The sequence below is a fragment of the Micromonospora sp. DT81.3 genome, assembly GCF_049847225.1.
GTDB lineage: Bacteria > Actinomycetota > Actinomycetes > Actinomycetales > Microbacteriaceae > Microbacterium.
The window spans coordinates 38,897-62,009 of sequence record NZ_JBNCNY010000002.1 but is presented as its reverse complement, the minus strand read 5'-3'; the positions used below and the strand labels follow the sequence as shown (position 1 = coordinate 62,009).

Annotated in this window: 21 protein-coding genes; 15 read left to right on the top strand and 6 right to left on the bottom strand. The window is 68.6% G+C overall.

The genetic code is table 11. From position 1 onward, the window contains the following. The first annotated feature begins 143 nt into the window (after nt 1–143). The 5 genes from dnaE (at nt 144) to ACPW96_RS04470 (ending at nt 7,951) form a co-directional block, all read left to right on the top strand. The gene (dnaE, locus tag ACPW96_RS04490) at nt 144–3,656 is read left to right on the top strand and encodes a DNA polymerase III subunit alpha (RefSeq protein WP_425882174.1); all 3,513 of its coding nucleotides are present in this window, start codon (nt 144–146) and stop codon (nt 3,654–3,656) included. Nucleotides 3,657–3,723: 67 nt separating this feature from the next. After that, on the top strand, nt 3,724–4,833 hold the full coding sequence (locus ACPW96_RS04485; RefSeq protein WP_425882173.1) for a hypothetical protein: 1,110 nt from the start codon (nt 3,724–3,726) through the stop codon (nt 4,831–4,833). 1 nt (nt 4,834) lies between these two features. Next, nucleotides 4,835–6,139, top strand: coding sequence for a histidinol dehydrogenase (hisD, locus tag ACPW96_RS04480; protein WP_425817942.1), 1,305 nt, complete (start codon nt 4,835–4,837; stop codon nt 6,137–6,139). A 90-nt stretch (nt 6,140–6,229) separates the two neighbouring features. Then, on the top strand, nt 6,230–6,679 hold the full coding sequence (gene nrdR / locus ACPW96_RS04475) for a transcriptional regulator NrdR (protein ID WP_425817944.1): 450 nt from the start codon (nt 6,230–6,232) through the stop codon (nt 6,677–6,679). A gap of 237 nt (nt 6,680–6,916) precedes the next feature. Continuing rightward, nucleotides 6,917–7,951 (top strand): quinone-dependent dihydroorotate dehydrogenase, encoded by a 1,035-nt coding sequence (locus tag ACPW96_RS04470; protein ID WP_425882172.1) that lies wholly within the window; start codon nt 6,917–6,919, stop codon nt 7,949–7,951. A 206-nt stretch (nt 7,952–8,157) separates the two neighbouring features. On the opposite strand, the gene ACPW96_RS04465 is transcribed toward ACPW96_RS04470, so the two are convergent. Further along, a complete protein-coding gene (locus ACPW96_RS04465) occupies nt 8,158–8,724 on the bottom strand; it encodes a DUF3043 domain-containing protein (protein WP_425882171.1) in 567 nt (188 codons plus the stop codon). 47 nt (nt 8,725–8,771) lie between these two features. Between ACPW96_RS04465 and ACPW96_RS04460 the strand changes: the two genes are divergently transcribed. The 6 genes from ACPW96_RS04460 (at nt 8,772) to ACPW96_RS04435 (ending at nt 14,702) form a co-directional block, all read left to right on the top strand. Then, entirely contained in the window at nt 8,772–10,190 is a 1,419-nt protein-coding gene (locus tag ACPW96_RS04460; RefSeq protein WP_425882170.1) for a dipeptidase, read from the top strand. A 73-nt stretch (nt 10,191–10,263) separates the two neighbouring features. Next, nucleotides 10,264–10,629: an iron-sulfur cluster insertion protein ErpA gene (gene erpA / locus ACPW96_RS04455; RefSeq protein ID WP_425817952.1), complete on the top strand. Its 366-nt coding sequence runs from the start codon at nt 10,264–10,266 to the stop codon at nt 10,627–10,629. 156 nt (nt 10,630–10,785) lie between these two features. Then, the gene (gene coxB / locus ACPW96_RS04450) at nt 10,786–11,688 is read left to right on the top strand and encodes a cytochrome c oxidase subunit II (RefSeq protein WP_425817954.1); all 903 of its coding nucleotides are present in this window, start codon (nt 10,786–10,788) and stop codon (nt 11,686–11,688) included. 53 nt (nt 11,689–11,741) lie between these two features. Further along, nucleotides 11,742–13,454 (top strand): cytochrome c oxidase subunit I, encoded by a 1,713-nt coding sequence (ctaD, locus tag ACPW96_RS04445; RefSeq protein ID WP_425882585.1) that lies wholly within the window; start codon nt 11,742–11,744, stop codon nt 13,452–13,454. Nucleotide 13,455: 1 nt separating this feature from the next. After that, nucleotides 13,456–13,890, top strand: coding sequence for a cytochrome c oxidase subunit 4 (locus tag ACPW96_RS04440; RefSeq protein WP_425817958.1), 435 nt, complete (start codon nt 13,456–13,458; stop codon nt 13,888–13,890). Then, complete coding sequence (locus ACPW96_RS04435) at nt 13,803–14,702, top strand: PP2C family protein-serine/threonine phosphatase (RefSeq protein ID WP_425882584.1); 900 nt, start codon at nt 13,803–13,805, stop codon at nt 14,700–14,702. Before ACPW96_RS04440 ends, ACPW96_RS04435 begins: the two co-directional genes overlap by 88 nt. On the opposite strand, the gene ACPW96_RS04430 is transcribed toward ACPW96_RS04435, so the two are convergent. From ACPW96_RS04430 to ACPW96_RS04410, 5 genes are all read right to left on the bottom strand, one after another. Next, the gene (locus ACPW96_RS04430) at nt 14,699–15,220 is read right to left on the bottom strand and encodes a rhodanese-like domain-containing protein (protein WP_425882169.1); all 522 of its coding nucleotides are present in this window, start codon (nt 15,218–15,220) and stop codon (nt 14,699–14,701) included. The two genes, ACPW96_RS04435 and ACPW96_RS04430, sit on opposite strands and share 4 nt — an antisense overlap. A 137-nt stretch (nt 15,221–15,357) precedes the next feature. Then, nucleotides 15,358–17,178 carry a cytochrome b gene (locus tag ACPW96_RS04425; RefSeq protein ID WP_425817962.1) on the bottom strand — a complete coding sequence of 607 codons (1,821 nt, stop codon included), beginning with the start codon at nt 17,176–17,178 and terminating at the stop codon, nt 15,358–15,360. Then, on the bottom strand, nt 17,175–18,233 hold the full coding sequence (locus tag ACPW96_RS04420) for a Rieske 2Fe-2S domain-containing protein (protein ID WP_425817964.1): 1,059 nt from the start codon (nt 18,231–18,233) through the stop codon (nt 17,175–17,177). The genes ACPW96_RS04425 and ACPW96_RS04420 overlap by 4 nt, the downstream gene beginning before the upstream one ends. Before the next feature lie 40 nt (nt 18,234–18,273). Then, nucleotides 18,274–19,077: a c-type cytochrome gene (locus ACPW96_RS04415; RefSeq protein WP_425817966.1), complete on the bottom strand. Its 804-nt coding sequence runs from the start codon at nt 19,075–19,077 to the stop codon at nt 18,274–18,276. A 21-nt stretch (nt 19,078–19,098) separates the two neighbouring features. Beyond that, complete coding sequence (locus ACPW96_RS04410; RefSeq protein WP_425817969.1) at nt 19,099–19,737, bottom strand: cytochrome c oxidase subunit 3; 639 nt, start codon at nt 19,735–19,737, stop codon at nt 19,099–19,101. 177 nt (nt 19,738–19,914) lie between these two features. Between ACPW96_RS04410 and trpD the strand changes: the two genes are divergently transcribed. The 4 genes from trpD to ACPW96_RS04390 all read left to right on the top strand — a co-directional run bounded on the left by trpD (nt 19,915) and on the right by ACPW96_RS04390 (nt 23,109). Continuing rightward, a complete protein-coding gene (gene trpD / locus ACPW96_RS04405) occupies nt 19,915–20,979 on the top strand; it encodes an anthranilate phosphoribosyltransferase (RefSeq protein WP_425817971.1) in 1,065 nt (354 codons plus the stop codon). A gap of 80 nt (nt 20,980–21,059) precedes the next feature. Next, nucleotides 21,060–21,572 carry an aromatic ring-opening dioxygenase LigA gene (locus tag ACPW96_RS04400; protein WP_425882168.1) on the top strand — a complete coding sequence of 171 codons (513 nt, stop codon included), beginning with the start codon at nt 21,060–21,062 and terminating at the stop codon, nt 21,570–21,572. 8 nt (nt 21,573–21,580) lie between these two features. Further along, nucleotides 21,581–22,585, top strand: coding sequence for a PHP domain-containing protein (locus tag ACPW96_RS04395; RefSeq protein WP_425882167.1), 1,005 nt, complete (start codon nt 21,581–21,583; stop codon nt 22,583–22,585). After that, a complete protein-coding gene (locus tag ACPW96_RS04390) occupies nt 22,582–23,109 on the top strand; it encodes a ClbS/DfsB family four-helix bundle protein (protein WP_425882166.1) in 528 nt (175 codons plus the stop codon). Before ACPW96_RS04395 ends, ACPW96_RS04390 begins: the two co-directional genes overlap by 4 nt. The last annotated feature ends 4 nt before the right edge of the window (nt 23,110–23,113 follow it).

Sequence of the window (23,113 nt, the reverse complement as noted above, 5' to 3'; positions counted from 1 at the left end):
GGCGGGGATTCTCCTCGACACGCCGGTGGTGGATGCCCCCACCCGGCGTGTCGCCAAGAATCCCCGCCGTTGTGCACGACTCCGGGCGGCGGCCGCGGCGTGCGCTGGGGCGGGTCGTCGGACCTCGACCGTAGACTCGATCCGTGGCATCCGACTCCTTCGTTCACCTGCACGTGCACAGCGAGTACTCGATGCTCGACGGGGCGGCACGGGTCAAGCCGCTGATCGAAGAGGCCTCGAAGCAGGGCATGCCGGCGATCGCCGTGACAGACCACGGCAACACGTTCGGCGCCTTCGACTTCTACAAGACCGCGACCGACACGGGCATCAAGCCGATCATCGGCATGGAGGCCTACGTCACCCCCGGCACGCACCGGGCCGACAAGGCCCGCGTGCGCTGGGGCAGCCCCGACCAGAACGACGACGACGTCTCGGGCTCCGGCGCCTACACCCATATGACCCTGCTCGCCGAGAGCAACGAGGGCCTGCACAACCTCTTCCGGATGTCGTCGTACGCGTCGCTCGAGGGCTACTACTTCAAGCCACGGCTCGACCGCGAGCTGCTGCAGACCTACTCGAAGGGCGTCATCGCCACGACCGGCTGCGTCGGCGGCGAGGTGCAGACCCGCCTACGGCTCGGTCAGTACGACGCGGCAAAGGCCGCCGCCGCGGAGTTCCGCGACATCTTCGGCAAGGACAATTTCTACGCCGAGGTCATGGACCACGGCATCGACATCGAGCGCCGCACGATGAACGACCTGATGCGCCTCGCGAAGGAGCTCGACCTTCCGCTCGTCGCGACGAACGACCTGCACTACACGCACCAGCATGACGCGAAGAGCCACGCGGCGCTGCTGTGCGTCCAGTCGGGCTCGACGCTCGATGACCCCAAGCGCTTCAAGTTCGAGGGGGAGGAGTTCTACCTCAAGACCCCTGCGCAGATGCGCCACATCTTCCGCGACAACCCCGAGGCCTGTGACAACACCCTCGCGATCGCCGAGCGCGTCGACATCCGCTTCGACACCAGCGCGAACTACATGCCCCGCTATCCGGTCCCGGCCGGCGAGACGGAGCAGAGCTGGTTCGTCAAGGAGGTCGAGCGCGGCCTGCACGCGCGGTATCCCGCCGGCATCCCGACCGCGGCGCGCGAGCGAGCCGACTTCGAGACCGACGTGATCGTGCAGATGGGCTTCCCCGGCTACTTCCTCGTCGTCGCGGACTTCATCAACTGGGCGAAGGAGAACGGCATCCGGGTCGGACCCGGCCGCGGATCGGGCGCAGGCTCGATGGCGGCCTACGCCATGCGGATCACCGACCTCGACCCCCTGCAGCACGGACTGCTGTTCGAGCGGTTCCTCAACCCGGACCGCGTCTCGATGCCCGACTTCGACATCGACTTCGATGACCGTCGCCGCGGCGAGGTCATCCAGTACGTCACGGAGAAGTACGGCGACGAGCGCGTCGCGCAGATCGTCACCTACGGCACGATCAAGGCGAAGCAGGCGCTGAAAGACGCGAGCCGGGTGCTCGGCTTCCCGTTCGGCATGGGGGAGCGGCTGACGAAGGCGATGCCCCCGGCCGTGATGGGCAAGGACATGCCGCTGGAGGGAATGTTCGATCCGCAGCATCCGCGGTACAAGGAGGCCAGCGAGTTCCGGGCGCTGATCGACACGGATCCCGAGGCGAAGACGGTCTTCGACACGGCCGTCGGCCTCGAGAACCTGAAGCGCCAGTGGGGCGTCCACGCCGCCGGTGTGATCATGTCGAGCGAACCCCTGATCGACATCATCCCGATCATGAAGCGCGAGCAGGACGGCCAGATCGTCACGCAGTTCGACTACCCCGCGTGCGAGTCGCTCGGCCTGATCAAGATGGACTTCCTGGGGCTCCGCAACCTCACGATCATCGATGACGCCCTCGACAACATCCGTGCCAACCGCGACGAAGAGCTCGTGCTCGAAGACCTCGCGCTCGATGACGCCGCGTCGTACGAGCTTCTCGCCCGGGGCGACACGCTCGGGGTCTTCCAGCTCGACGGCGGGCCGATGCGCAGCCTCCTGCGCCTGATGAAGCCCGACAACTTCGAGGACATCTCGGCCGTCCTCGCCCTGTACCGCCCGGGGCCCATGGGCGTGAACTCGCACACGAACTACGCGCTGCGCAAGAACGGGCTGCAGGAGATCGAGCCGATCCACCCCGAGCTCGCCGAGCCGCTGTCGGACGTGCTCGACACGACGTACGGCCTCATCGTCTACCAGGAGCAGGTGATGGCGGCGGCGCAGAAGCTCGCCGGCTTCACGCTCGGCCAGGCGGACATCCTGCGTCGCGCCATGGGCAAGAAGAAGAAGTCCGAGCTCGACAAGCAGCAGGCCGACTTCTTCGGCGGCATGACGACCAACGGCTACAGCCCGCAGGCGCAGGAGGCGCTCTGGAAGGTGCTCGAGTCGTTCGCGGACTACGCCTTCAACAAGGCGCACACGGCCGCCTACGGCCTCATCGCCTACTGGACGGCCTACCTGAAGGCGCACTACCCGGCCGAGTACATGGCGGCGCTGCTGACCAGCGTCGGCGACGCGAAGGACAAGCTCGCCGTCTATCTCAACGAGTGCCGCCGCATGGGCATCAGGGTGCTCCCGCCGGATGTCGCGCAGTCGATCAAGTACTTCGCCGCCGTCGGCGACGACATCCGGTTCGGTCTCGGAGCCGTCCGCAACGTCGGCTCCAACGTCGTCGAGGGAATCGTCGCCTCGCGCGGCGACGACGGCTTCGTGTCGTTCCACGATTTCCTCACCAAGGTGCCGACGCATGTCGCGAACAAGCGCACGGTGGAGTCGCTGATCAAGGCGGGAGCGTTCGACTCCCTCGGTGCCACACGGCGCGCGCTCATGGAGATCCACGAGGATGCCACCGAGCAGGCGGTGCTCGACAAGCGCCGCGAGGCCAATGGCGAGGTCGGCTTCGATTTCGACAGCCTCTGGGACGAGCCCACGCAGACGACGAAGGTGCCGGATCGACCCGAGTGGACGAAGAAGGACAAGCTCGCGTTCGAGCGCGAGATGCTCGGCCTCTACGTCTCGGATCACCCGCTGGCGGGGCTCGAGGTGCCGTTGGCGAAGCACGCGTCGACGTCGATCCACGACCTGCTGACCTCCGACGACCTGCAGGACGGCGATCAGGTCACGATCGCCGGCCTGATCACCAGCGTGCAGCACCGGGTGGCCAAATCGAGCGGCAACCCGTACGGCATGATCACGGTCGAGGACTTCAACGGCGAGATCACGGTCATGTTCATGGGGAAGACCTACGTCGAGTTCCAGCCGCTCCTGCAGTCCGACGCCATCCTGGTGGTGCGGGGACGCGTCTCTCGGCGCGACGACGGCATGAATCTGCACGCCCAGTCCGCCTTCACCCCGGACATCGGGTCGATGGATGCCTCCGGCCCGCTCACGCTGGTCATCGCCGAGCACCGCGCGACCGAGCCGGCCATGCTCGAGCTGGCGGCCGTGCTGCACCGCCACGAAGGCACCACCGAGGTCTCCATCAAGCTGCACAAGGGCGGAACCGCGAAGCTGTTCGAGCTGCCGCATCCGGTTCGCGTCACGGCCGACCTGTTCGGTGACCTCAAATCACTGCTCGGCCCGAACTGCCTCGGCTGAAGAACAGGCGAGCCCCCTCGGGGCGCCGAGAAGCGCCGAGTAGTATCGGGGACGCAAGACGAGCTCGATGGAAGGGAAGATCGTGACGGATGAGGACGCAGGACGCACCGCCGATGGTTCGGAGACCCCGATCGCAGAGGTGGAGGATTCGTCCGCGCAGTACGGCGTGGGGCCCTTCACGATCCGGGAGCTGGCGATCCTCGTCGCGTGGGCCCTCGCCTTCATCGTGTCGTTCTTCTCCTTGAGCACCGTGCGCTTCGAATCCGTCTGGACCTCCGGCATCCTCTGGATCCTGACGATCGGCGTGCCGACCGTCGCCGTCTTCCTTCTCGTGCTCCGGCGTTTCTCGCCCCAGGGCATCCGCCGAGTCGGCTCGCTGGGCATCGACCAGTTCGCCTCCGTCGCGTTCTCGGTCGCGGCCGTGCTGTGGCTGCAGCTGCTCTGGGAGACGATCGCCTTCGTCGTGGACGGTGGTCCGTGGCTCCGCGGCTGGGTCGTGTGGGTCGAGCTCGCCCTCATGTTCGCGCTCGTCGTGCTCACGGTGTTCGCTCCCTTCATCGAGCCGCTCAGCGAAGACTTCCGCGGGCGTCCCGAGGTCGTCGCGCACCGCAACGCGCGCCCCGTCCGCAAGGTTGTGCCCCGTCCCCGCCCGGTGCGTCCGGAGCCGGAGCCGGAGCCTCAGGCGCGGCCCGAGGCGGTCGAGGGCGATGCAGTGGCGGCGGCACCCGAGGGCTACCGCACCCCGACGGACGGTGACCGCGTCGTGGCCGTCCCCTTCGAGCAGTCCGCACAGGGTGACACCGGGGCACACGCCGTCACGGGCACCGCGGTCGCGACCGGCGCGACCGGCGGCGCCTCAGGCACAACGGGCGGCTACGGGACGGACTCGCCCGTCTTCTCGGCCGCCGAGCCGGTTGCGAGCGAGGACTCCACCCACACGCGCGCCTTCGACCAGCAGCAGGCGCACGCCTCCGCGGCCGCCCCGTCGAACCAGGCATTCTGGGCCCTCGTGCCCGAGGAGCGCGACGTCGTCGACGAGCGGGACATCCCGATCTTCCGGATCGGACCGACCGCCTGGGCTCTCGTCATCGAGGACCGCGGCGAGACCTTCGTCGTGCGGCACGACGACGGCCGCATCGGCTACCTGCACGACGTGTCCGGTGTGACACGCGGCTGACATGAGGACCATCGATCTCCGCGGTCGCACACTCTCGACCGCGGAACTTCTCGCCGCCGTGCCGAGGGCGACGGCGGCACGCGCGACCGCGGTCGCCACGGCCTCCGAGATCGTCGAGGACGTGCGGATCCGTGGCGAGGAGTCGCTGCGCGAGCAGGCCGAGCGATTCGACGGGGTGACCGGCCACGCCTTGCGCGTACCCCAGGATCACATCGACGAAGCGGTCGCCGGGCTCGAACCCGCGGTGCGCGCAGCGCTCGACGAGGCCATCCGGCGGGTGCGCGTCGCCTCCGCGGCGCAGGTGCCGGCGGCATCCACGACACAGCTCGCGCCCGGCGCATCCGTAACCCAGCGCTGGCAGCCGGTCTCGCGGGTCGGGGTCTACGTTCCGGGCGGCAAGGCGGTGTACCCCTCGAGCGTCGTGATGAACGTCGTGCCCGCGCAGGTCGCCGGGGTGTCGAGTGTCGCGCTCGCGTCGCCCGCTCAGCGCTCCGACGACGGACGCGTGCACCCGACGATCCTCGCCGCCGCCGGGCTGCTCGGTGTGGACGAGGTCTACGCCATGGGCGGTGCTGGCGCGATCGGCGCGCTCGCGCACGGGGTGGCATCGCTCGGTCTCGAACCGGTGGATGTGGTGAGCGGTCCTGGTAACAACTTCGTCGCCGCGGCGAAGCGCGCGGTCGCGGGCGTCGTCGGAACGGACTCCGAGGCGGGCGCGACCGAGATCCTGATCGTCGCGGACGATTCGGCGGATGCGCGCCTCGTCGCCGTCGACCTCGTGAGCCAGGCGGAGCACGACGAACAGGCGTCCGCCGTGCTCGTGACGACATCGCCCCGGCTCGCGGGGCTCGTGGCCGAGGAGGTCGAGCTGTTCGCGGCATCCACTCGCCACAGCGAGCGCGTGGGTGTCGCCCTTGCGGGTCCGCAGTCCGCGATCGTGCTCGTCGACGACCTCGAGGCCGCCGCCGCGTTCAGCAACGCCTATGCGCCGGAGCACCTCGAGCTGCACATCCGGGATGCCGCGGCCTCCGCATCCGCCTACGTCAATGCGGGTGCCGTCTTCGTCGGCCGGGATTCGCCCGTCAGCCTCGGCGACTACCTCGCCGGCAGCAACCACGTGCTGCCGACCGGCGGACAGGCGCGATACGCCTCCGGGCTCGGGGCCTTCACCTTCCTGCGCCCGCAACAGGTCATCGAGTACGACCGCGAGGCGCTTCGTCAGGTCAGCGACGGCATCGTCGCCCTCGCCGAGGCGGAGGCCCTCCCCGCGCACGGGGAGGCCGTGGCGGCCCGATTCGCCGAGTAGTCGACAGGCGAGGGCCGCGCCCCGCGGTGGAGGCGATGCGGGCGACGACGCCGTCTCTCGCAAAGGCGGATGGCGTAGTCTGTCCTGGCCATGCACTGCCCCTTCTGCCGCCATCCCGACTCGCGTGTCATCGACTCCCGCACGAGCGATGACGGTCTCTCGATCCGCCGCCGCCGGCAGTGCCCGGAGTGCGGTGGGCGATTCTCGACCATCGAGACGGCGCATCTCAACGTCATCAAGCGCTCCGGCGTCATCGAGCCGTTCAGCCGCGAGAAGGTCATGTCGGGCGTGCGAAAGGCCTGTCAGGGGCGGCCGGTCACCGAGGCCGATCTCGCCGTCCTCGCCCAGAAGGTCGAAGAGGCGGTGCGCCAGACCGGATCCTCGCAGGTCGACACGAACGAGATCGGGCTTGCGATCCTCGGGCCCCTCCGCGAGCTCGACGAGGTCGCCTACCTCCGGTTCGCGAGCGTCTACCAGGCCTTCGAGTCGCTCGAGGACTTCGAGGCGTCGATCCGGGACCTGCGCGCCGACCACGCCTGAGCGGTCCCGGATGCATGGACCGGGCATGTTCCGTTCGAGCGGGTAGCCTGCGCGCGTCCGCGGCGCGCCCATTCGGGTGGGAATGTGCCCGCTGGGGCAGGGCTCCTCACTGACCGGGGCATGCCCGGTCGATGAGCGTGTGCCCGGCCGTGGAGGCTGACCGAGGCGGTGCTGGAGCCGGTGCCGCAACCGGTGCCGGAGCCGGTGCCGGCTGGTGGCGCCGGTAGCCTGGATTTGATGTATCCCTTCTTCTTCCGCACCGTTCTGTCCCGCCTGGACCCGGAGTTCGCCCACCATGCGGGCATGGCGGTGATCCGGGTGCTCGGCGTGTGGCCCTTCGCGCCGATCACGCGCGCGCTGGCGAAGCCCTCGCCCTCGCTGACGACCTCCGCGCTCGGGCTGACCTTCGACTCGCCGTTCGGCGTGGCCGCGGGCTTCGACAAGAACGTGCTCGGCGTTCGGGGACTGGGCGCCCTGGGTTTCGGTCATGTCGAGGTCGGCACCGTCACGGCGATCGCGCAGGAGGGGAACCCCCGGCCACGCCTCTTCCGGCTCGTGCAGGACCGCGCCGTCATCAACCGCATGGGGTTCAACAACCTGGGCGCCGAGGCGGCCGCGCCGCGCCTGCGGAGACTGCGACGCCGTCGCCCGCGCACGATCGTCGGCGTCAACATCGGCAAGAGCCGGGTGGTGGATGTCGAGGATGCGACCGCCGACTACGTCCGCAGCGCCCGGCTGCTGGCCCCGCTCGCGGACTACCTCGCCGTCAACGTGTCCTCGCCGAACACGCCGGGACTGCGGGGTCTGCAGGCCGTTGAGACGCTCGCCCCGCTGCTCGAGGCGGTCCGGGACGCCGCCGGCTCCACGCCGATGCTGGTCAAGATCGCGCCGGACCTCCCGGACGAGGAGGTCGAAGCCATCGCCCGCCTCGCCGTGCAGCTCGGCCTCGCCGGACTCATCGCGACGAACACCACGATCTCCCGCGAGGGCCTGCTGACCGATCCGGACGTCGTGGCGGCCGCCGGTGCGGGAGGGCTCTCCGGAGCTCCGCTGAGGGGACGGGCGCTCGAGGTGCTGCGGATCGTCCGCGCGGCGGTTTCCGAGGACTTCTGCGTCATCTCGGTCGGAGGGGTGGAGACGGCGGCCGACGTGCGAGAGCGCCTGGATGCCGGGGCCACCCTCGTGCAGGGCTACACAGCGTTCCTGTACCGGGGACCGCTCTGGGCGCGGCAGATCAACCGCGGGCTCGCAGCGGCATCCATCGCGCGCTGACGCCCGCCCTCGCGGCGGTCGGCGGCTGCTCTCGCTCGCTCGTCGCTAAGTGAGGGTGTTGCCCGCGGCACCCGCGTAGCCGCAACTTGCGTCGAGTGAGCGACAGGCGTGTGCTCGCTGGTCGCTATGTGCGGGTGTCACCCCCTTGCACCCGCAGTGTGCGTCGAGTGAGGGGTCACGCGCGCCGCGGCAAGAGCAGGCGCCGCCTACGCGGGGTGCTGGCCGCGCTTGACCTGGGGCTTCGGGAGGCGCATGAAGCGCATCTGCATCGACCGCATGGCGGCGTACCAGCCGAGCCCCTTCTCGCGCCGATCGGCGCCGAACTTGTCGCCGATCTTCTTCTTGACCCGCATCGACAGGATGATCATGTCGCCGACGACGAAGAGGATGAAGATCCAGAGGCCGACGAAGGACCAGTACTGGAAGAACGCCACCGGGATGAACGTGGCGATGATCACGAGCACCATCATCGGCATGACGAACTCGCCGAGGTGCCACCCGGAGTCCACGAAGTCACGCACGTACTTGCGCTGCGGGCCCTTGTCGCGCGCGGGCAGGTACCGCTCGTCGCCGGCGGCCATGCCCAGGCGCGCCTTGTCACGGGACGCGGCCAGCTCTGCGCGTGCTCGCGCCTTCGCCTCCTTGGTGTCGGCGACGAGGGGGCGCTTTCGCGCGGCCTCCTGCTCGGCACGGGTCGGCGTCGCGCGGCCCTTGCCGCCGCCACTCGTGTCGGCGTACTCGTCTGCGGGGACGGCAGCTGGTGTCTTGGCCACGGCGGAACCTCTGAGTCTCGATAGGGAAGCCCCTTAAGATTACTCGCATGACTTCAGTGCAGCACTCAGAGAACGCTCAACCCGCGATCGAGGATGCGGTGCGCGAAGCGGCGACCGCCGGCATCCCGACCGCGCTCGCCGATCTGGGTGCGCTGGTGCGCATCCCGTCCATCGCGTGGCCCGCCTTCGAGCAGAGCCATGTGAGCCGGAGCGCCGAGGCGGTCGCGGCCCTCGCGGAGGGCACCGGCGTCTTCGACAGCGTCCGGGTGCTCGACGCCGCGATCCCCGGCACGGATGAACGGGGCCGGCCGGCGGTGCTCGCGACCCGGGCGGCGCGGAACGGCCGCCCGACCGTGCTGCTCTATGCGCACCACGACGTCCAGCCGACCGGGGACGACGCGCTGTGGGAGTCGCCGCCGTTCGAGCCGACCGTTCGGGGGGGCCGCCTCTACGGCCGCGGCGCCGCGGATGACAAGGCCGGCATCATGGCGCACATCGCATCGCTGCGAGCGATCCGGGAAGTCGCGGGGGATGACCTCGACCTCGGCATCGCGATGTTCATCGAGGGCGAAGAGGAGTACGGGTCCCGCTCGTTCGGGCAGTTCCTCGCAGACAACCGCGACGCGCTCCGCTCCGATGTCATCGTGGTCGCCGACTCGGGCAACTGGGATTCCGAGACGCCGGCCCTGACCGTCACCCTTCGAGGCAACGCGCGCTTCACTCTCACTGTCCGCACGCTCGACCACGCGTCGCACTCCGGGATGTTCGGGGGAGCGGTGCCGGATGCCATGCTCGCGACGATCAAGCTTCTCGCCACGCTGTGGGACGACGAAGCGGCGGTGGCGGTCGAAGGCATGACGACGCGGGACGCGGAGACCCCCGAGTACACCGAGCAGACCCTCCGCGACGAGGCCGGCCTGCTCCCCGGCGTGAGCCCGATCGGCACGGGGACGATCCTCAGCCGCATCTGGAACAAGCCCTCGATCACCGTCACCGGCATCGACCACACCACTGTGGCGGCGGCATCCAACACTCTCGCTCCCCAGATCTCCGTGGTGGTCAGCGCCCGCGTGGCGCCTGGTCAGGATGCGGAGCAGGCGTACGCGGCGCTCGAGGCGCACCTGCGCGCGCATGCCCCGTTCGGAGCCGAACTCACCTTCAGCGACGTGGACTGCGGGGACGGCTTCCTCGTCGACACCAGCGGGTGGGCGGTGGATGCCGCGCACGACGCGATGCGCGATGGCTACGGGGTGGATCCGGTGGATGTCGGCGTCGGCGGATCGATCCCGTTCATCGCCGACCTGGTCCGCGAGTTCCCCGGCGCCCAGATCCTGGTCACCGGGGTGGAGGACCCGCACTCGCGGGCGCACAGCCCCAACGAGTCGCTGCACCTCGACACGTTCCGGCACGCCGTGCTCACCGAGGCGCTGCTGCTCGCGCGCCTCAACGCGCGAACCGCGCCGTAGAGCGCCGGGCGCCGAAGGCGCGCGGTAGAATCAGATGAACGGCCGCACCGTGGCCCGGACCCCGAGGAGAGTCATGACCGACACGACCCTTGCCGTCGACGAGACCACGCGCGCTCACGGCGTCAGCCTCACCGACGCGGCGGCCGCCAAGGTGAAGAGCCTGCTCGAGCAGGAGGGCCGCGACGACCTCCGTCTTCGCGTCGCCGTCCAGCCCGGCGGATGCTCCGGCCTGATCTACCAGCTGTACTTCGACGAGCGGTACCTGGATGGCGATGAGACGGTCGACTTCGATGGCGTCGAGGTCATCGTCGACAACATGAGCGTCCCCTACCTCGACGGTGCGGCGATCGACTTCAAGGACACGATCTCGGAGCAGGGCTTCACGATCGACAACCCCAACGCGGCCGGCAGCTGCGCCTGCGGCGACAGCTTCCACTGACGGATGCCGCACCCCGGTCCCCGAGCGCTTCCAGAGGCTCGCGGGGCCCTCTCGATGACGGCTCCAGCAGCTCCGGAACCTGGGCGCCTGGCCCGAATCCGGTGTGAGGTTGCCCTAGACTTGCGAGAGTCCCATCCGCGTCCCGAAAGGTGCATTGTGCCCCCGAAACGTCGCCTCCGCTGGGCCGCCATCCCCGTCGGGATCGCTGCGGCCATCGCCCTCGCAGGGTGCACGACGCAGGAGCTCAACGGCTACCTTCCCGGTTTCGAGGAGAGCGGACAGCCGGCCACGAACCGCACCGAGATGGTGTCGGGCCTGTGGGTCAACTCGTGGATCGTGCTGCTGATCGTGGGGGCGGTGACGTGGGGCCTGATGCTGTGGGCGATGATCGCCTACCGTCGGCGCAGGGGTCAGGTCGGCCTGCCGGTGCAGCTGCGCTACAACATGCCCATCGAGATCTTCTACACCGTCGTGCCGCTCATCCTCGTGCTGGGCTTCTTCGCTTTCACTGCGCGCGACCAGACGATCCTCGAGACGCAGTACGAAGACCCCGATGTGTCGATCATCGCGATCGGCAAGCAGTGGGCGTGGGACTTCCAGTACAACGGCGAAGAGGAAGACGGCTCCGACGCCGTCTGGACGCAGGGCGTCCAGGCCGTGCCGGACGCCAACGGCAAGATCGACCAGGCCGAGCTCCCGACGCTCGTGCTTCCCGTCGACAAGTCGGTGAAGATCCTGCTGCAGTCCCGCGACGTCATCCACTCCTTCTGGATCATCGACTTCCTCTACAAGAAGGACATGTACATCGGGCGCGACAACTACTGGTCGTTCACGCCGACCCGCGAGGGCACGTACGCCGGGAAGTGCGCCGAACTGTGCGGCGAGTACCACTCGGCCATGCTCTTCAACGTCGAGGTCGTCAGCGAGGGCGAGTACGAGGACTACCTCGACACGCTGCGCGAAGAGGGCAACACGGGCTCGATCAACGACGAGTACGACCGTCTGGGCAACTATCCCGGCACCGGCGCCGAGTCCGAAGACCAACTGGAGGATGACTGATCATGGCGACGACTCTTCCGCTGCAGGAAGGCGCGCCCGTGCGCCCGACGACCATGCCTCCGCGGCAGGCGGCTCTCCTCAGCGCCTCACGCGTTGAGCAGAAGGGCAACATCGTCGTCAAGTGGATCACCTCCACTGACCACAAGACGATCGGGTACATGTACCTGATCGCGTCGGTGCTGTTCTTCATGCTCGGCGGCGTCATGGCGCTGATCATCCGCGCCGAGCTCTTCGCCCCCGGCATGCAGGTGGTGCCGACGAAGGACCAGTACAACCAGCTGTTCACGATGCACGGCACGATCATGCTGCTGATGTTCGCGACGCCGCTGTTCGCCGGCTTCGCCAACGCCATCCTTCCGCTCCAGCTGGGCGCACCGGACGTCGCGTTCCCCCGGCTGAACGCCTTCGCGTTCTGGCTGTTCCTGTTCGGCTCGACCATCGCGGTCTCCGGCTTCCTGTCTCCGGATGGAGCGGCATCCTTCGGATGGTTCGCGTACCAGCCGTTGGCGAGTCAGACCTTCTCGCCAGGTGTCGGCGGCAATCTGTGGATGCTCGGCCTCGGCATGAGCGGTTTCGGCACGATCCTCGGTGCGGTGAACTTCGTCACGACGATCATCACGATGCGGGCCCCGGGCATGACGATGTGGCGGATGCCGATCTTCTCCTGGAACACGCTGGTCACGAGCCTGCTCGTGCTGATGGCGTTCCCGGTGCTCGCGGCCGCCATCCTCGCCGCCGCCGCGGACCGGGTGCTGGGAGCACACATCTACGACCCGCTGAACGGTGGTGTGCTGCTGTGGCAGCACCTGTTCTGGTTCTTCGGGCACCCCGAGGTGTACATCATCGCGCTGCCGTTCTTCGGCATCATCTCCGAGGTGCTGCCGGTGTTCTCCCGGAAGCCGATCTTCGGGTACAAGACCCTCGTCTACGCCACGATCGCGATCGCAGCGCTGTCGGTGGCGGTCTGGGCGCACCACATGTACGTCACCGGAGCCGTGCTGCTGCCGTTCTTCGCCCTGATGACCATGCTGATCGCGGTGCCCACCGGGGTGAAGATCTTCAACTGGATCGGCACCATGTGGCGGGGATCGGTGACCTTCGAATCCCCGATGCTCTTCGCTCTCGGCTTCCTGATCTCGTTCGTGTTCGGCGGACTGACCGGTATCATCCTGGCGTCGCCGCCGCTCGACTTCCACCTCTCCGACTCGTACTTCGTGGTCGCGCACTTCCACTATGTCGTGTTCGGCACGGTGGTGTTCGCGATGTTCGCCGGCTTCTACTTCTGGTGGCCGAAGTGGACGGGGCGGATGCTGAACGAGCGCCTGGCGGTGGTGCACTTCTGGATGCTGTTCATCGGGTTCCACATGACCTTCCTGATCCAGCACTGGCTGGGGGTGGACGGCATGCCGCGTCGGTACGCCGACTACTCCGACCAGGACGGGTTCACGTGGGGCAACCAGGTCTCCACTGTCGGCGCGATGCTCCTCGGCCTGTCCATGCTGCCGTTCCTGCTCAACGTGTGGCTGACGGCCCGCAAGGCGCCTCGGGTCACGGTGAACGACCCCTGGGGCTATGGCGCGTCGCTCGAGTGGGCGACGTCGTGCCCTCCGCCGCGGCACAACTTCACCTCGATCCCGCGCATCCGCAGCGAGCGCCCCGCGTTCGACCTCAACCACCCGGAAGCGGGCCTGCCCGTCGGCGTCGGACCCGCGAAGGACGCCCCCGATGCTCCGGTTGTGGATCTCGACCAGGAGAGGGTGAAGTAGCGTGCGCTCCAATACCAACCTCTGGTGGCTTCTCGCCGGGTTCTTCGGGCTCGTCGGGGCCGTCTACACGGTGTGGAACATCCTGGTGCAGCCCGAGGCGCCGCTCGTCAACCAGATCGAGTGGGTCGGCACCGTTGCGCTCTTCTTCGCGGCGTTGATGGCCGTGCTCGTCGCGTTCTACCTCGGTCGGGTTCACAAGGCGCAGGGCGGTGAGCTCCCCGAAGACAACCTGACCGCGGACATCGACGACGGTGACCCGGAACTCGGCGAGTTCAGCCCGTGGTCGTGGTGGCCCATCGTGCTCGCCTTCGCCGCCGGGGTGGCCATGACCGGCCTCGCCGTGGGGACCTGGCTCCTGCCGATCGGCTTCGCCATCTTCCTCGTCGCAATCGTGGGCTGGGTGTACGAGTACTACCGCGGATACTTCGCACGCTGATATCGCTCAGCTTCGAGGCGGCGGTCGTCTCCGACACGGGACGATACCGCCGGTCCAATCAGGACTCGGCGTTCATCGCTCCGTCCGCCGTCGGCGTCGCCGACGGCGTGGGCGGTGGCCCGGCCGGTGACGTCGCCTCGGCGGTTCTGGTGCATCGCTTCGTCGCCGGCGGCCGCCTGCGCCTTCACGACGGCGAAGAGGTGCGACGGCGCCTGGACATGGCCAACTGGGACATCGGCGCCCTCACGCGGCACGACGACGCTCTTGACGGCATGGCCACCACCTTCACGGGCATCTTCCTGCACGGCGACGAGCTGCTCGTGGCGCACGTCGGCGACTCCCGGGCGTATCTGCTGCGGGACGGCGATCTGACACGGTGCACCAGGGACGACTCGTACGTGCAGGACCTCGTCGACGCCGGGCTGGTCACCGCGGATGACGCGGCCCATCACCCCCGGCGGAACCTCGTCACCGCGTCATTCGGCGGCGCTCCGACCGACGCCGCGCGTCTGACGGTGAGCCGGCACGCCGCCACGGCGGGGGAGCGGTGGATGCTGTGCAGCGACGGCGTCTCGGACTACCTTCCGGAGAACGAGATCGCGGCCATTCTGCGGTGGGGGCATCCCGAACAGGCGGCGCAGGCGCTCGTCCACGGCGCGCTGGACACGGGCAGCAGAGACAACGTGACCGCGGTCGTCGCCGATGTCGTGGCGCGTTCGCCCCTCCAAGACGACCGGCGGCCGAACAGCGCGCGCGGCTCTGTGGCGTTCGCCGGGGCGGCCGGCGAGCTGTTCCAGGAAGAACTCGCCTAGCAGGCGCAGGACGCCGCTGAGCCGCTCAGGGTGCCCGTCAGGGGGTCGACCGCGCGGCGGTGGATACCCGACCCGTCTTCGACCGGATAGCCCTCACGAGCCCAGTACTCGAAGCCGCCGATCATCTCCTTCGCCTCGAACCCCAGGAGGCTGAGCTCCAGCGCCGCCTTCACGCCGCCGTTGCACCCGGGGCTCCAGCAGTACACGACGACGGGAACGCCGGCTCGCAACTCGCCCGGTGCGCGGTCTGCGATCTCCCGCGTGGGCATGTGGATCGCGCCGGCGGCGTGGCCCTGAGCCCACGCTTCGGCGCTGCGGGAGTCGAGCAGGACGAACTCCTCACCGGCTCGCTGGGCGGCGTACACGTCCGAGGCATCCGTCTCGAAGCGCAGCCGGCGGCGGAAGAACTCCGCCGCCTCGGCGGCTCGTGTCGTCTCCGCCGGCTGGGTGGTGGGGCCGGTGGTCGGGGAGGCCGGGCCGCGCTCGGATGGGTCGACGTATGGGAGTGTGGAAGTCATACTCCTCAGCCTACGAACGGCGCGTCCGGGCCTCGACAGCGCGTCGGTCAGTGATCGCGCGATTTCCGCCAGAACGACGGATGCCCCGGCCGCCGCGTGACGGGGGCCGGGGCATCCGGTGTCCTGCTTTCGCCCGGCTAGGGCTTCTTGTCCCTCTTGGCCTTGCGGTCATCGCCGCCACCATCGGACACCATCACGTTCGAGGGCCGGTTTCCGGTCTCGGTGACCTTGACCTCCTCCTGCGCGACGGCGTCGGGGAGCCCGGCGCGCTCGTGGGCCGCCTGGATCTCGCCCGCCTCTTCCGTTGCGATGTGATCGAGCGAGTGGTGCTGGTGCGCGACCGCGGCCTCGAGCTCCGCCGCGGAGACCGGGGCGAGCCGGTCCTCGAAGAACCAGCGCGACAGGGACGCTCGGATGTTCTCGTACCACGGGATGCGGCCCTGGGCGTTCGGGCGGACGATGAGCGGCTCGTAGCTCTCCACATCCACCAGGCGCCAGCGCTCGTAGGCGTCGACGGGCTGGTGCACCTCGATGTACTCGCCGCCGGGGAGGCGGACGATCCGGCCGGACTCGAAGCCGTGCAGCGCGATCTCGCGGTCCTTGCGCTGCAGGGCGATGCAGATGCGCTTCGTCACGAAGTAGGCGATCACCGGACCGATGATCAGCAGAGCCTGCAGCGTGTGGATCACGCCTTCCATCGTGACCCAGAAGTGCGTCGCGATGATGTCCGATGAGGCGGCGGCCCACAGCACCGCGTAGAACGTCACACCGGCGGCGCCGATCGCCGTGCGCGTGGCCGCATTGCGGGGGCGCTGCGCGATGTGGTGCTCTCGCTTGTCGCCCGTGACCCACGCCTCCAGGAAGGGGTAGACCATCACGAGCACGATGAAGACGCCGATGACACCGAGCGGAAGCAGGATGTTCCACGAGAAGGTGTAGCCGAGGATCACCGACTCGAGATGGGGAGGCACGAGGCGCAGTCCGCCATCGGCGAAGCCGATGTACCAGTCGGGCTGCGTTCCGGCCGAGACGGGGGAAGGGTCGTATGGTCCGTAGTTCCAGATCGGGTTGATCGTGAACAGCGATGCGATGAGCACGATCACGCCGAACGTGATGAACAGGAATCCACCCATCTTGGTCATGTAGATGGGCATCATCGGGTAGCCGACGACGTTCTGATTCGTGCGACCGGGGCCCGCGAACTGGGTGTGCTTGTTGATCACCATGAGCATGAGGTGAAGGCCCACGAGGGCCACGACGAGCGCGGGCAGCAGCAGGATGTGCAGCGTGTAGAGGCGGCCCACGATCTCACTGCCCGGGAACTCACCTCCGAAGAAGAGGAACGACACCCACGTGCCGACGACGGGGATGCCCTTGACCATCCCGTCGATGATGCGCAGGCCGTTGCCGGAAAGCAGGTCGTCGGGGAGCGAGTAGCCCGTGAACCCCTCGGCCATCGCCAGGATGAAGAGGATGAAGCCGATCACCCAGTTGAGCTCGCGCGGCTTGCGGAACGCTCCGGTGAAGAACACGCGGAGCATGTGCACGCCGATGCCGGCTATGAACACCAGCGCCGCCCAGTGGTGGATCTGGCGGACCAGAAGCCCGCCTCGCACGTCGAACGAGATCGCGAGCGAGGACTGGAGGGCCGCGGACATCTCGACGCCTCGCATCGGTGCGAAGTTGCCGGTGTAGTGCGTCTCGACCATCGACGCCTGGAAGAAGAAGGTCAGGAAGGTGCCCGAGAGGAGCACCACGACGAAGCTCCAGAGGGCGATCTCTCCCAGCATGAACGACCAGTGGTCGGGGAAGATCTTGCGGCCGAGCTCCTTGACGAACCCGGAGAGGCTCGTCCGCTCGTCGATGTAGTTCGATGCGGCACCGACGAAGCGGCCGCCGAGCGGCTTTTCGCGCTCGGGGACGACGACCGGTTCAGCGGTCACCTGTGTGGTACTCAATTTCGCTCACGCTCCCAGAAGCTGGGGCCGACGGGTTCGTGGAAGTCACTCTGGGCGATGAGGTATCCCTCGTCGTCCACGGTGATCGGAAGCTGCGGCAGGGGTCGGGCGGCCGGTCCGAAGATCACGGCCGCGTGGTTCGCCACGTCGAACTGCGACTGGTGGCAGGGGCACAGCAGGTGATGCGTCTGCTGTTCGTAGAGCGCGACGGGACATCCGACGTGGGTGCAGACCTTGGAGTAGGCCACGATTCCGTCGTACGACCAGCCGGCCCGTTCGGGCGTTTCGTTGAGGTCTTCGGGGAGCAGGCGCATGAGCAGCACGATGGCCTTCGCCTTGGCCTCGAGGTAGCCCTCCTCGTGGCTCAGTTCGGCCAGGGACTCGGGGATGACGTGCACGGCGGAGCCGAGCGTGAGGTCCGCGGCGCGGATCGGAGTGCCCTCGGGGTCGTGCGCCAGGCGCATGCCCTCGGTCCACATCGTGACTTTGAGGAGCTCTACCGGGTCCTCGTTCTGCGGAGCGAGTCCGCGGAACAGGGTGATCCCGGGCAGGACCGACGCGGCCAGAGCGGCGATGAGCGAATTGCGGATCACCGTGCGGCGGCCGAATCCTGATTCCTCATTGGCGTCCGCGAACGCCTGGACGGCGGCAGCTCGCGTCGAATCCCGACCCCGCGTGGGGTGGCGGTATTCCACGTGCTCCTTGTCGGACATGATGGCCTTGGACCAGTGGATGCCGGCGATGCCGATGGCCAGGAGCGCGAGGCCGATGCCGAGCCCGATGAACAGGTTGTTGTCGCGGATCGCAAGGACCTGCCCGCTTTCGATCGGGAAGATCATGTAGGCGGCGATGGCCCAGATGCTGGCGGCGACCGAGATGTAGAAGAGCGTGTAGACCGTGCGAACGGCGTTCTTCATCGCCCGCGGATCCTGGTCGGTCACCCGCGCACGATGCGCCGGCAGCCCGGGGTTCTCCACGGGGTCGGGGGTCGCGACTACCAGACCCGCCGAGGGCTTGTACGCCCTGTCGAGCTGCGCCTCGTCCTCGTGTGCCATTGCTCTCCTCGTGCGTCCTCTTCGTGAAATGAATGCGTCGTCAGTTGGACTTGGCCGTGATCCAGACGGTCAGCGCGACGAGCGCGCCGATGCCGAAGATCCAGGCGAAGAGGCCTTCCGAGACCGGCCCCAGCGCGCCGAGGTTGAACCCGCCCGGCGATGGGTTGTCCTGCAGCCAGAGCAGCGACGAGATGATGTCGCGCTTGTCCTCGGCGGTCAGGGTCAGGTCGTTGAACACGGGCATGTTCTGCGGGCCCGTGGCCATGGCCGCGTACATGTGCAGCGCGCTCGTGTCGGTCAGAGCCGGCGCGTACTTTCCTTCTGTGAGGGCACCGCCCGCGGCCGCCACGTTGTGGCACATCGCGCAGTTGATGCGGAAGAGCTCGGCGCCTCGGGCGACATCGCCGTCGCCGTCGATGATCTCCTCATCCGGGAAGCCGGGACCGGGGGCGACCGACTGCACGTAGTTCGCCATCGCGAGCGACTGCTCCTCGGTGAACTGCGGCGGCTTCTCCGGCGCCTGCGGCGACTGGCGCTCCAGCGGCATCCGCCCCGTCGAGACCTGGAACTCGACCGAGAGCGCACCGGCACCATAGAGCGACGGGCCGTTCTCCGTGCCCTGGAGGTCGAGGCCGTGGCACGTCGCGCAGTTGGCCTGGAACAGCTTCTTGCCGTCCTCGACGGTCAGGGTGCTCGCGGCGCTCTGCTGGTCGGAGGATGCGGCCACGGCGGCCGTCGCTCCGGCATAGGCGCCGCCGGTCAGCAGCAGTCCGATGCCGATCAGTGCGGCTGCGGCGAGGGGGCTGCGGCGTCCGTTGGAGTGCCGCTTCTTCTCTCGTGCCATGTGGGGGATCCGCTCCGCTCTCTATTTCAGGAAGTAGATGACGAGGAACAGCGCGATCCACACCACGTCGACGAAGTGCCAGTAGTACGAAACGACGATCGCGGTCGTCGCCTCCTTGTGCCGGAAGTTCTTGACCGCGTAGGCGCGGCCGATGACGAGCAGGAAGGCGAGCAGGCCGCCTGTCACGTGCAGGGCGTGGAAGCCCGTCGTCAGATAGAAGGCCGATGCGTAGGAGTTGGCGCTGATCGGCATGCCCTCGGCGACCAGCTGGGCGTACTCCCAGACCTGGCCCGACACGAAGACGGCGCCGAGCGCGAAGGTGAGGAAGAACCACTCCACCATGCCCCAGCCGAGCCAGCCGCGCTTGCGCGTCGAATACGGCTGGAACCGCTCCGCGGCGAAGACGCCCATCTGGCACGTCACGGATGAGAGCACGAGGATGATGGTGTTCACCGTGGCGTAGGGGATGTTCAGCAGCTGGGTCTCCTGCGCCCACAGCTCCGGAGACGTGCTGCGCAGCGTGAAGTAGATCGCGAAGAGACCCGCGAAGAACATGACTTCACTGCCGAGCCACACGATCGTGCCGACGGCGACCGGGTCGGGCCGCTTGATCTGTCGTGCCACAGGGGCATAGGTCGCTGAGGTCGTCACGTTCCCCATTATGGCCGATACAGAGCCGCGGGTTCGCAAACGGGGGTATCGTTTTGGCCCGATCTCTCGACGGCGAACTATATGGATAAGCTCGGAGACCCCCGTGAAGTGGCTGGGCATCCGAAGCCGGCGCGGGGGACCGGCGGTGCGCTGAGGCCGACGGAATGCCTGGATAGGATCGCAGGCATGGCTGAGCAGCTCACGTGGCCCGATCTCCTGGCATCCCTCCTTCGGCGGGAGGACCTCAGCGTCTGGGAGTCGACGTGGGCGATGCGACGGGTGATGGCGGGGGAAGCCACCCCGTCTCAGCTGGCCGGGTTCCTCGTCGCGCTGCGCGCGAAGGGAGAGACGGTCGATGAGATCGTTGGCTTCCGCGACGCGATCCTCGAGGCGGCTCTTCCGCTGCCGGTGGACCCCAACGTCCTGGACATCGTCGGCACGGGGGGCGACCGTTTCGGCACCGTGAACGTGTCCACGATGTCGGCGATCGTCGCCGCAGCGGCCGGTGTGCCGGTCGTCAAGCACGGCAACCGCGCGGCCAGCTCGTCATCCGGGTCCTCCGACGTGCTGGCGGCCCTCGGCATCGACCTGTCGCTCTCGCCCCAGCAGGTGGCGGAGACCCTCGACCGCACGGGCATCACGTTCGCCTTCGCCTCCGCCTTCCACCCGGGGTTCCGGCATGCCGGCCCGACGAGGGCCGAGCTGGGCGTGCCGACCGTCTTCAACTTCCTCGGACCGCTCTGCAACCCCGCGCGCGCCGAGGCGAACGCCGTGGGGGTCGCGCACCTCGACCGCGTGCCCCTCATCACGGGGGTCTTCCGCACGCGCGGTGCCACGGCCCTCGTCTTCCGCGGTGACGACGGTCTGGACGAGCTGACGACGACGGGACACAGCAGGATGTGGGAGGTCAGCCGCGGCGACGTGCACGAGCACGACATCGACCCGCGCGATCTGGGCATCCCGTTCTCCGACATCGACGCGCTCCGAGGCGGCGCCCCGGCGCACAACGCGGACGTCGTGCGGCGTGTGCTCGCGGGGGAGTCCGGTCCGGTCCGCGACATCGTCCTGCTGAACACGGCGGCCGGGATCGTCGCCTTCCGGCTCTCGCAGGACGCCGCGCAGGTGAACAGGCCGATCCTGGAGCGCCTTGCGGAGGGCATGGATGCCGCGGCCGCTGCCATCGACGACGGCTCGGCCGAATCGAAGCTCTCGTCGTGGGTCGAGGCGACCCGGTCCTTCGCGGCGGCCTGAAGCGGCAGCCGCTGCCCTGGCGCGACGTCGGCGCACGGCGCTAGCGTGAGAGACGTTCAGGCCGATCCTCAGGAGGTGCGATGTCGGAAACCCGAAGTCCCGGCGCGGTGCCGGCGGCGACCGCCGACACGGTGCAGGCGCCCACCCGCAGCCTCGGACCGGTGAAGGTGATCGGCGTGCTCGGCATGCTGGGCGGGATCGCGCTCGTCGTCGTCGGCATCATCGTATGGGTGGCCGTCTCGACGCAGCTGCGCGCCGAGAACATCACGATCCCGGATGACGCCATGGCGTTCCAGGGCCAGATGGTGCAGGGTCCGATGACCGCATATGTGCAGGCCGACATCATCCAGCGGCACGCGATGGAGGCATCCGGCGGGCACACGTATGCGCGACTGGCGCAGGACGACCCCATTCGGGACACGATGATGAATGCCTCGTTCCTTCGCGCATCCCTGTTCACGTCGGTGGTGTCGTTCGGCGTCGCCGCCTTCGCCATCGGCGTCGGCATCCTGTTCATCCTCCTCGGCTGGGCACTCAGGCGGCTCGCGGATGCGCCCGTGGTCGTGAAGCGCTCGTCCGTCGTCGGCGTCTAGCCGGATCCATGCATCCGATCGACGCCCTCAACGAGATCGCCTATCTGCTGGAGCGCGAGCGATCATCCCGCTACAAGTCGAAAGCGTTCCGTACGGCGGCCGACGCCGTCGCGTCCCTGCCCCCGGACGTGATCGAGGACCCCGACCGGCTGCGGCGCACGAAGGGCATCGGCGACTCGACCTACGCCGTCATCCGTCAGGCGCTGGAAGGCAGGGTGCCCGACTACCTCGTCGACCTGCGCGAGCGGGTGGGTGTCGCCGGCCGGAGCGAGCTCCGCGGCACGCTGCGCGGCGACCTGCACTCGCACAGCGACTGGTCCGACGGTACGACGACCATCGAGCTCATGGCGGACAGCGCGCGCAGGCTCGGCCACGAGTACCTAGCCCTGACCGACCACTCGCCCCGGCTGCGCGTGGCCAACGGACTCTCGCCCGAGCGGCTGCGCGAACAGCTCGACGTCGTGGCGGGGCTCTCCGGCGACGGCTTCACCCTGCTCTCCGGCATCGAGGTCGACATCCTCGAGGAAGGCGCGCTCGACCAGGAGCCGGCTCTCCTGGACCGCCTGAACATCGTCGTCGCGTCGGCGCATTCCCAGCTGCGCATGGAGTCCGGCCCGATGACCCGCCGGCTCGTGGCGGCGGTGTCTGATCCGCACGTCGACGTTCTGGGGCACGTCACCGGCCGGCTGGTCGAAGGTGCCCGCGGCACGAGGCCGCAGTCCACGTTCGACGCGCGCGCGGTGTTCGAGGCCTGCGCGGCGAACGGCGTCGCCGTCGAGATCAATTCCCGTCCCGAGCGCCAGGATCCGCCGGACGAGCTGATCGCGCTCGCGCTGGAGATCGGATGCCTTTTCTCGATCGACTCGGATGCCCACGCGCCGGGTCAGCTGTCGCTAATCGACTACGGCGCCGAGCGGGCGGAGCGGGCTGGAGTCCCCGCGGATCGAATCGTCACCACGTGGCCGCTCGATCGCCTGCTGGCGTGGGCGCACGGCGATGGTGTGCGGCCGTGACGACGGACGGGCGCGATGCGCTGCTGCGCCGGAACGAGGACGAATACGTGCTGCTGAGAGGGGTGGTCGACCGGCTGCGCGGCGAGGGGCGGATCGATGACCGCTTCGCCGGGGAGGGGCGCGACCGCAGCGTGCGGGACGTGCTCGCCCACCTGCACGCCTGGCACCTGCTGCTCGGGCAGTGGTACGCCGACGGCATGATCGGCGGCTCGCCCGCGATTCCCGCCGAGGGGTACAGCTGGGGCGAACTGGACGACCTGAACGTGGCGCTGCGGGACCGGTGGGCGGACGCCGACGTCGAGGAGGTCGCATCTCTGCTCGAGGATTCGCACGCCCGGCTGCAGCTTCTGGTTGCCGCGCATGACGACGAGGAGCTCTTCAACGCCGAGGCGTACCCGTGGACTCGCGGGTCGGACCTCGGCGAGTTCTGCCTCGAGTGCGGGGGAAACCACTACGCGTGGGCGCGCGATGCCATCGACCGGGGGCTCCGTGCCGAGACGGGCCGCGAAGGGCCGGGTGCCTAGACTT

What these genes read in the sequence shown, in the direction of transcription:
- ACPW96_RS04485 (WP_425882173.1), top strand. Translation starts at nt 3,724, where the DNA reads ATGGAAGGGAAGATCGTGACGGATGAGGACGCAGGACGCACCGCCGAT.
- hisD (WP_425817942.1), top strand. Translation starts at nt 4,835, where the DNA reads ATGAGGACCATCGATCTCCGCGGTCGCACACTCTCGACCGCGGAACTT.
- nrdR (WP_425817944.1), top strand. Translation starts at nt 6,230, where the DNA reads ATGCACTGCCCCTTCTGCCGCCATCCCGACTCGCGTGTCATCGACTCC.
- ACPW96_RS04470 (WP_425882172.1), top strand. Translation starts at nt 6,917, where the DNA reads ATGTATCCCTTCTTCTTCCGCACCGTTCTGTCCCGCCTGGACCCGGAG.
- ACPW96_RS04460 (WP_425882170.1), top strand. Translation starts at nt 8,772, where the DNA reads ATGACTTCAGTGCAGCACTCAGAGAACGCTCAACCCGCGATCGAGGAT.
- erpA (WP_425817952.1), top strand. Translation starts at nt 10,264, where the DNA reads ATGACCGACACGACCCTTGCCGTCGACGAGACCACGCGCGCTCACGGC.
- ctaD (WP_425882585.1), top strand. Translation starts at nt 11,742, where the DNA reads ATGCCTCCGCGGCAGGCGGCTCTCCTCAGCGCCTCACGCGTTGAGCAG.
- ACPW96_RS04430 (WP_425882169.1), bottom strand. Translation starts at nt 15,220, where the DNA reads ATGACTTCCACACTCCCATACGTCGACCCATCCGAGCGCGGCCCGGCC.
- ACPW96_RS04420 (WP_425817964.1), bottom strand. Translation starts at nt 18,233, where the DNA reads ATGGCACACGAGGACGAGGCGCAGCTCGACAGGGCGTACAAGCCCTCG.
- ACPW96_RS04415 (WP_425817966.1), bottom strand. Translation starts at nt 19,077, where the DNA reads ATGGCACGAGAGAAGAAGCGGCACTCCAACGGACGCCGCAGCCCCCTC.
- ACPW96_RS04410 (WP_425817969.1), bottom strand. Translation starts at nt 19,737, where the DNA reads ATGGGGAACGTGACGACCTCAGCGACCTATGCCCCTGTGGCACGACAG.
- trpD (WP_425817971.1), top strand. Translation starts at nt 19,915, where the DNA reads ATGGCTGAGCAGCTCACGTGGCCCGATCTCCTGGCATCCCTCCTTCGG.
- ACPW96_RS04400 (WP_425882168.1), top strand. Translation starts at nt 21,060, where the DNA reads ATGTCGGAAACCCGAAGTCCCGGCGCGGTGCCGGCGGCGACCGCCGAC.
- ACPW96_RS04395 (WP_425882167.1), top strand. Translation starts at nt 21,581, where the DNA reads ATGCATCCGATCGACGCCCTCAACGAGATCGCCTATCTGCTGGAGCGC.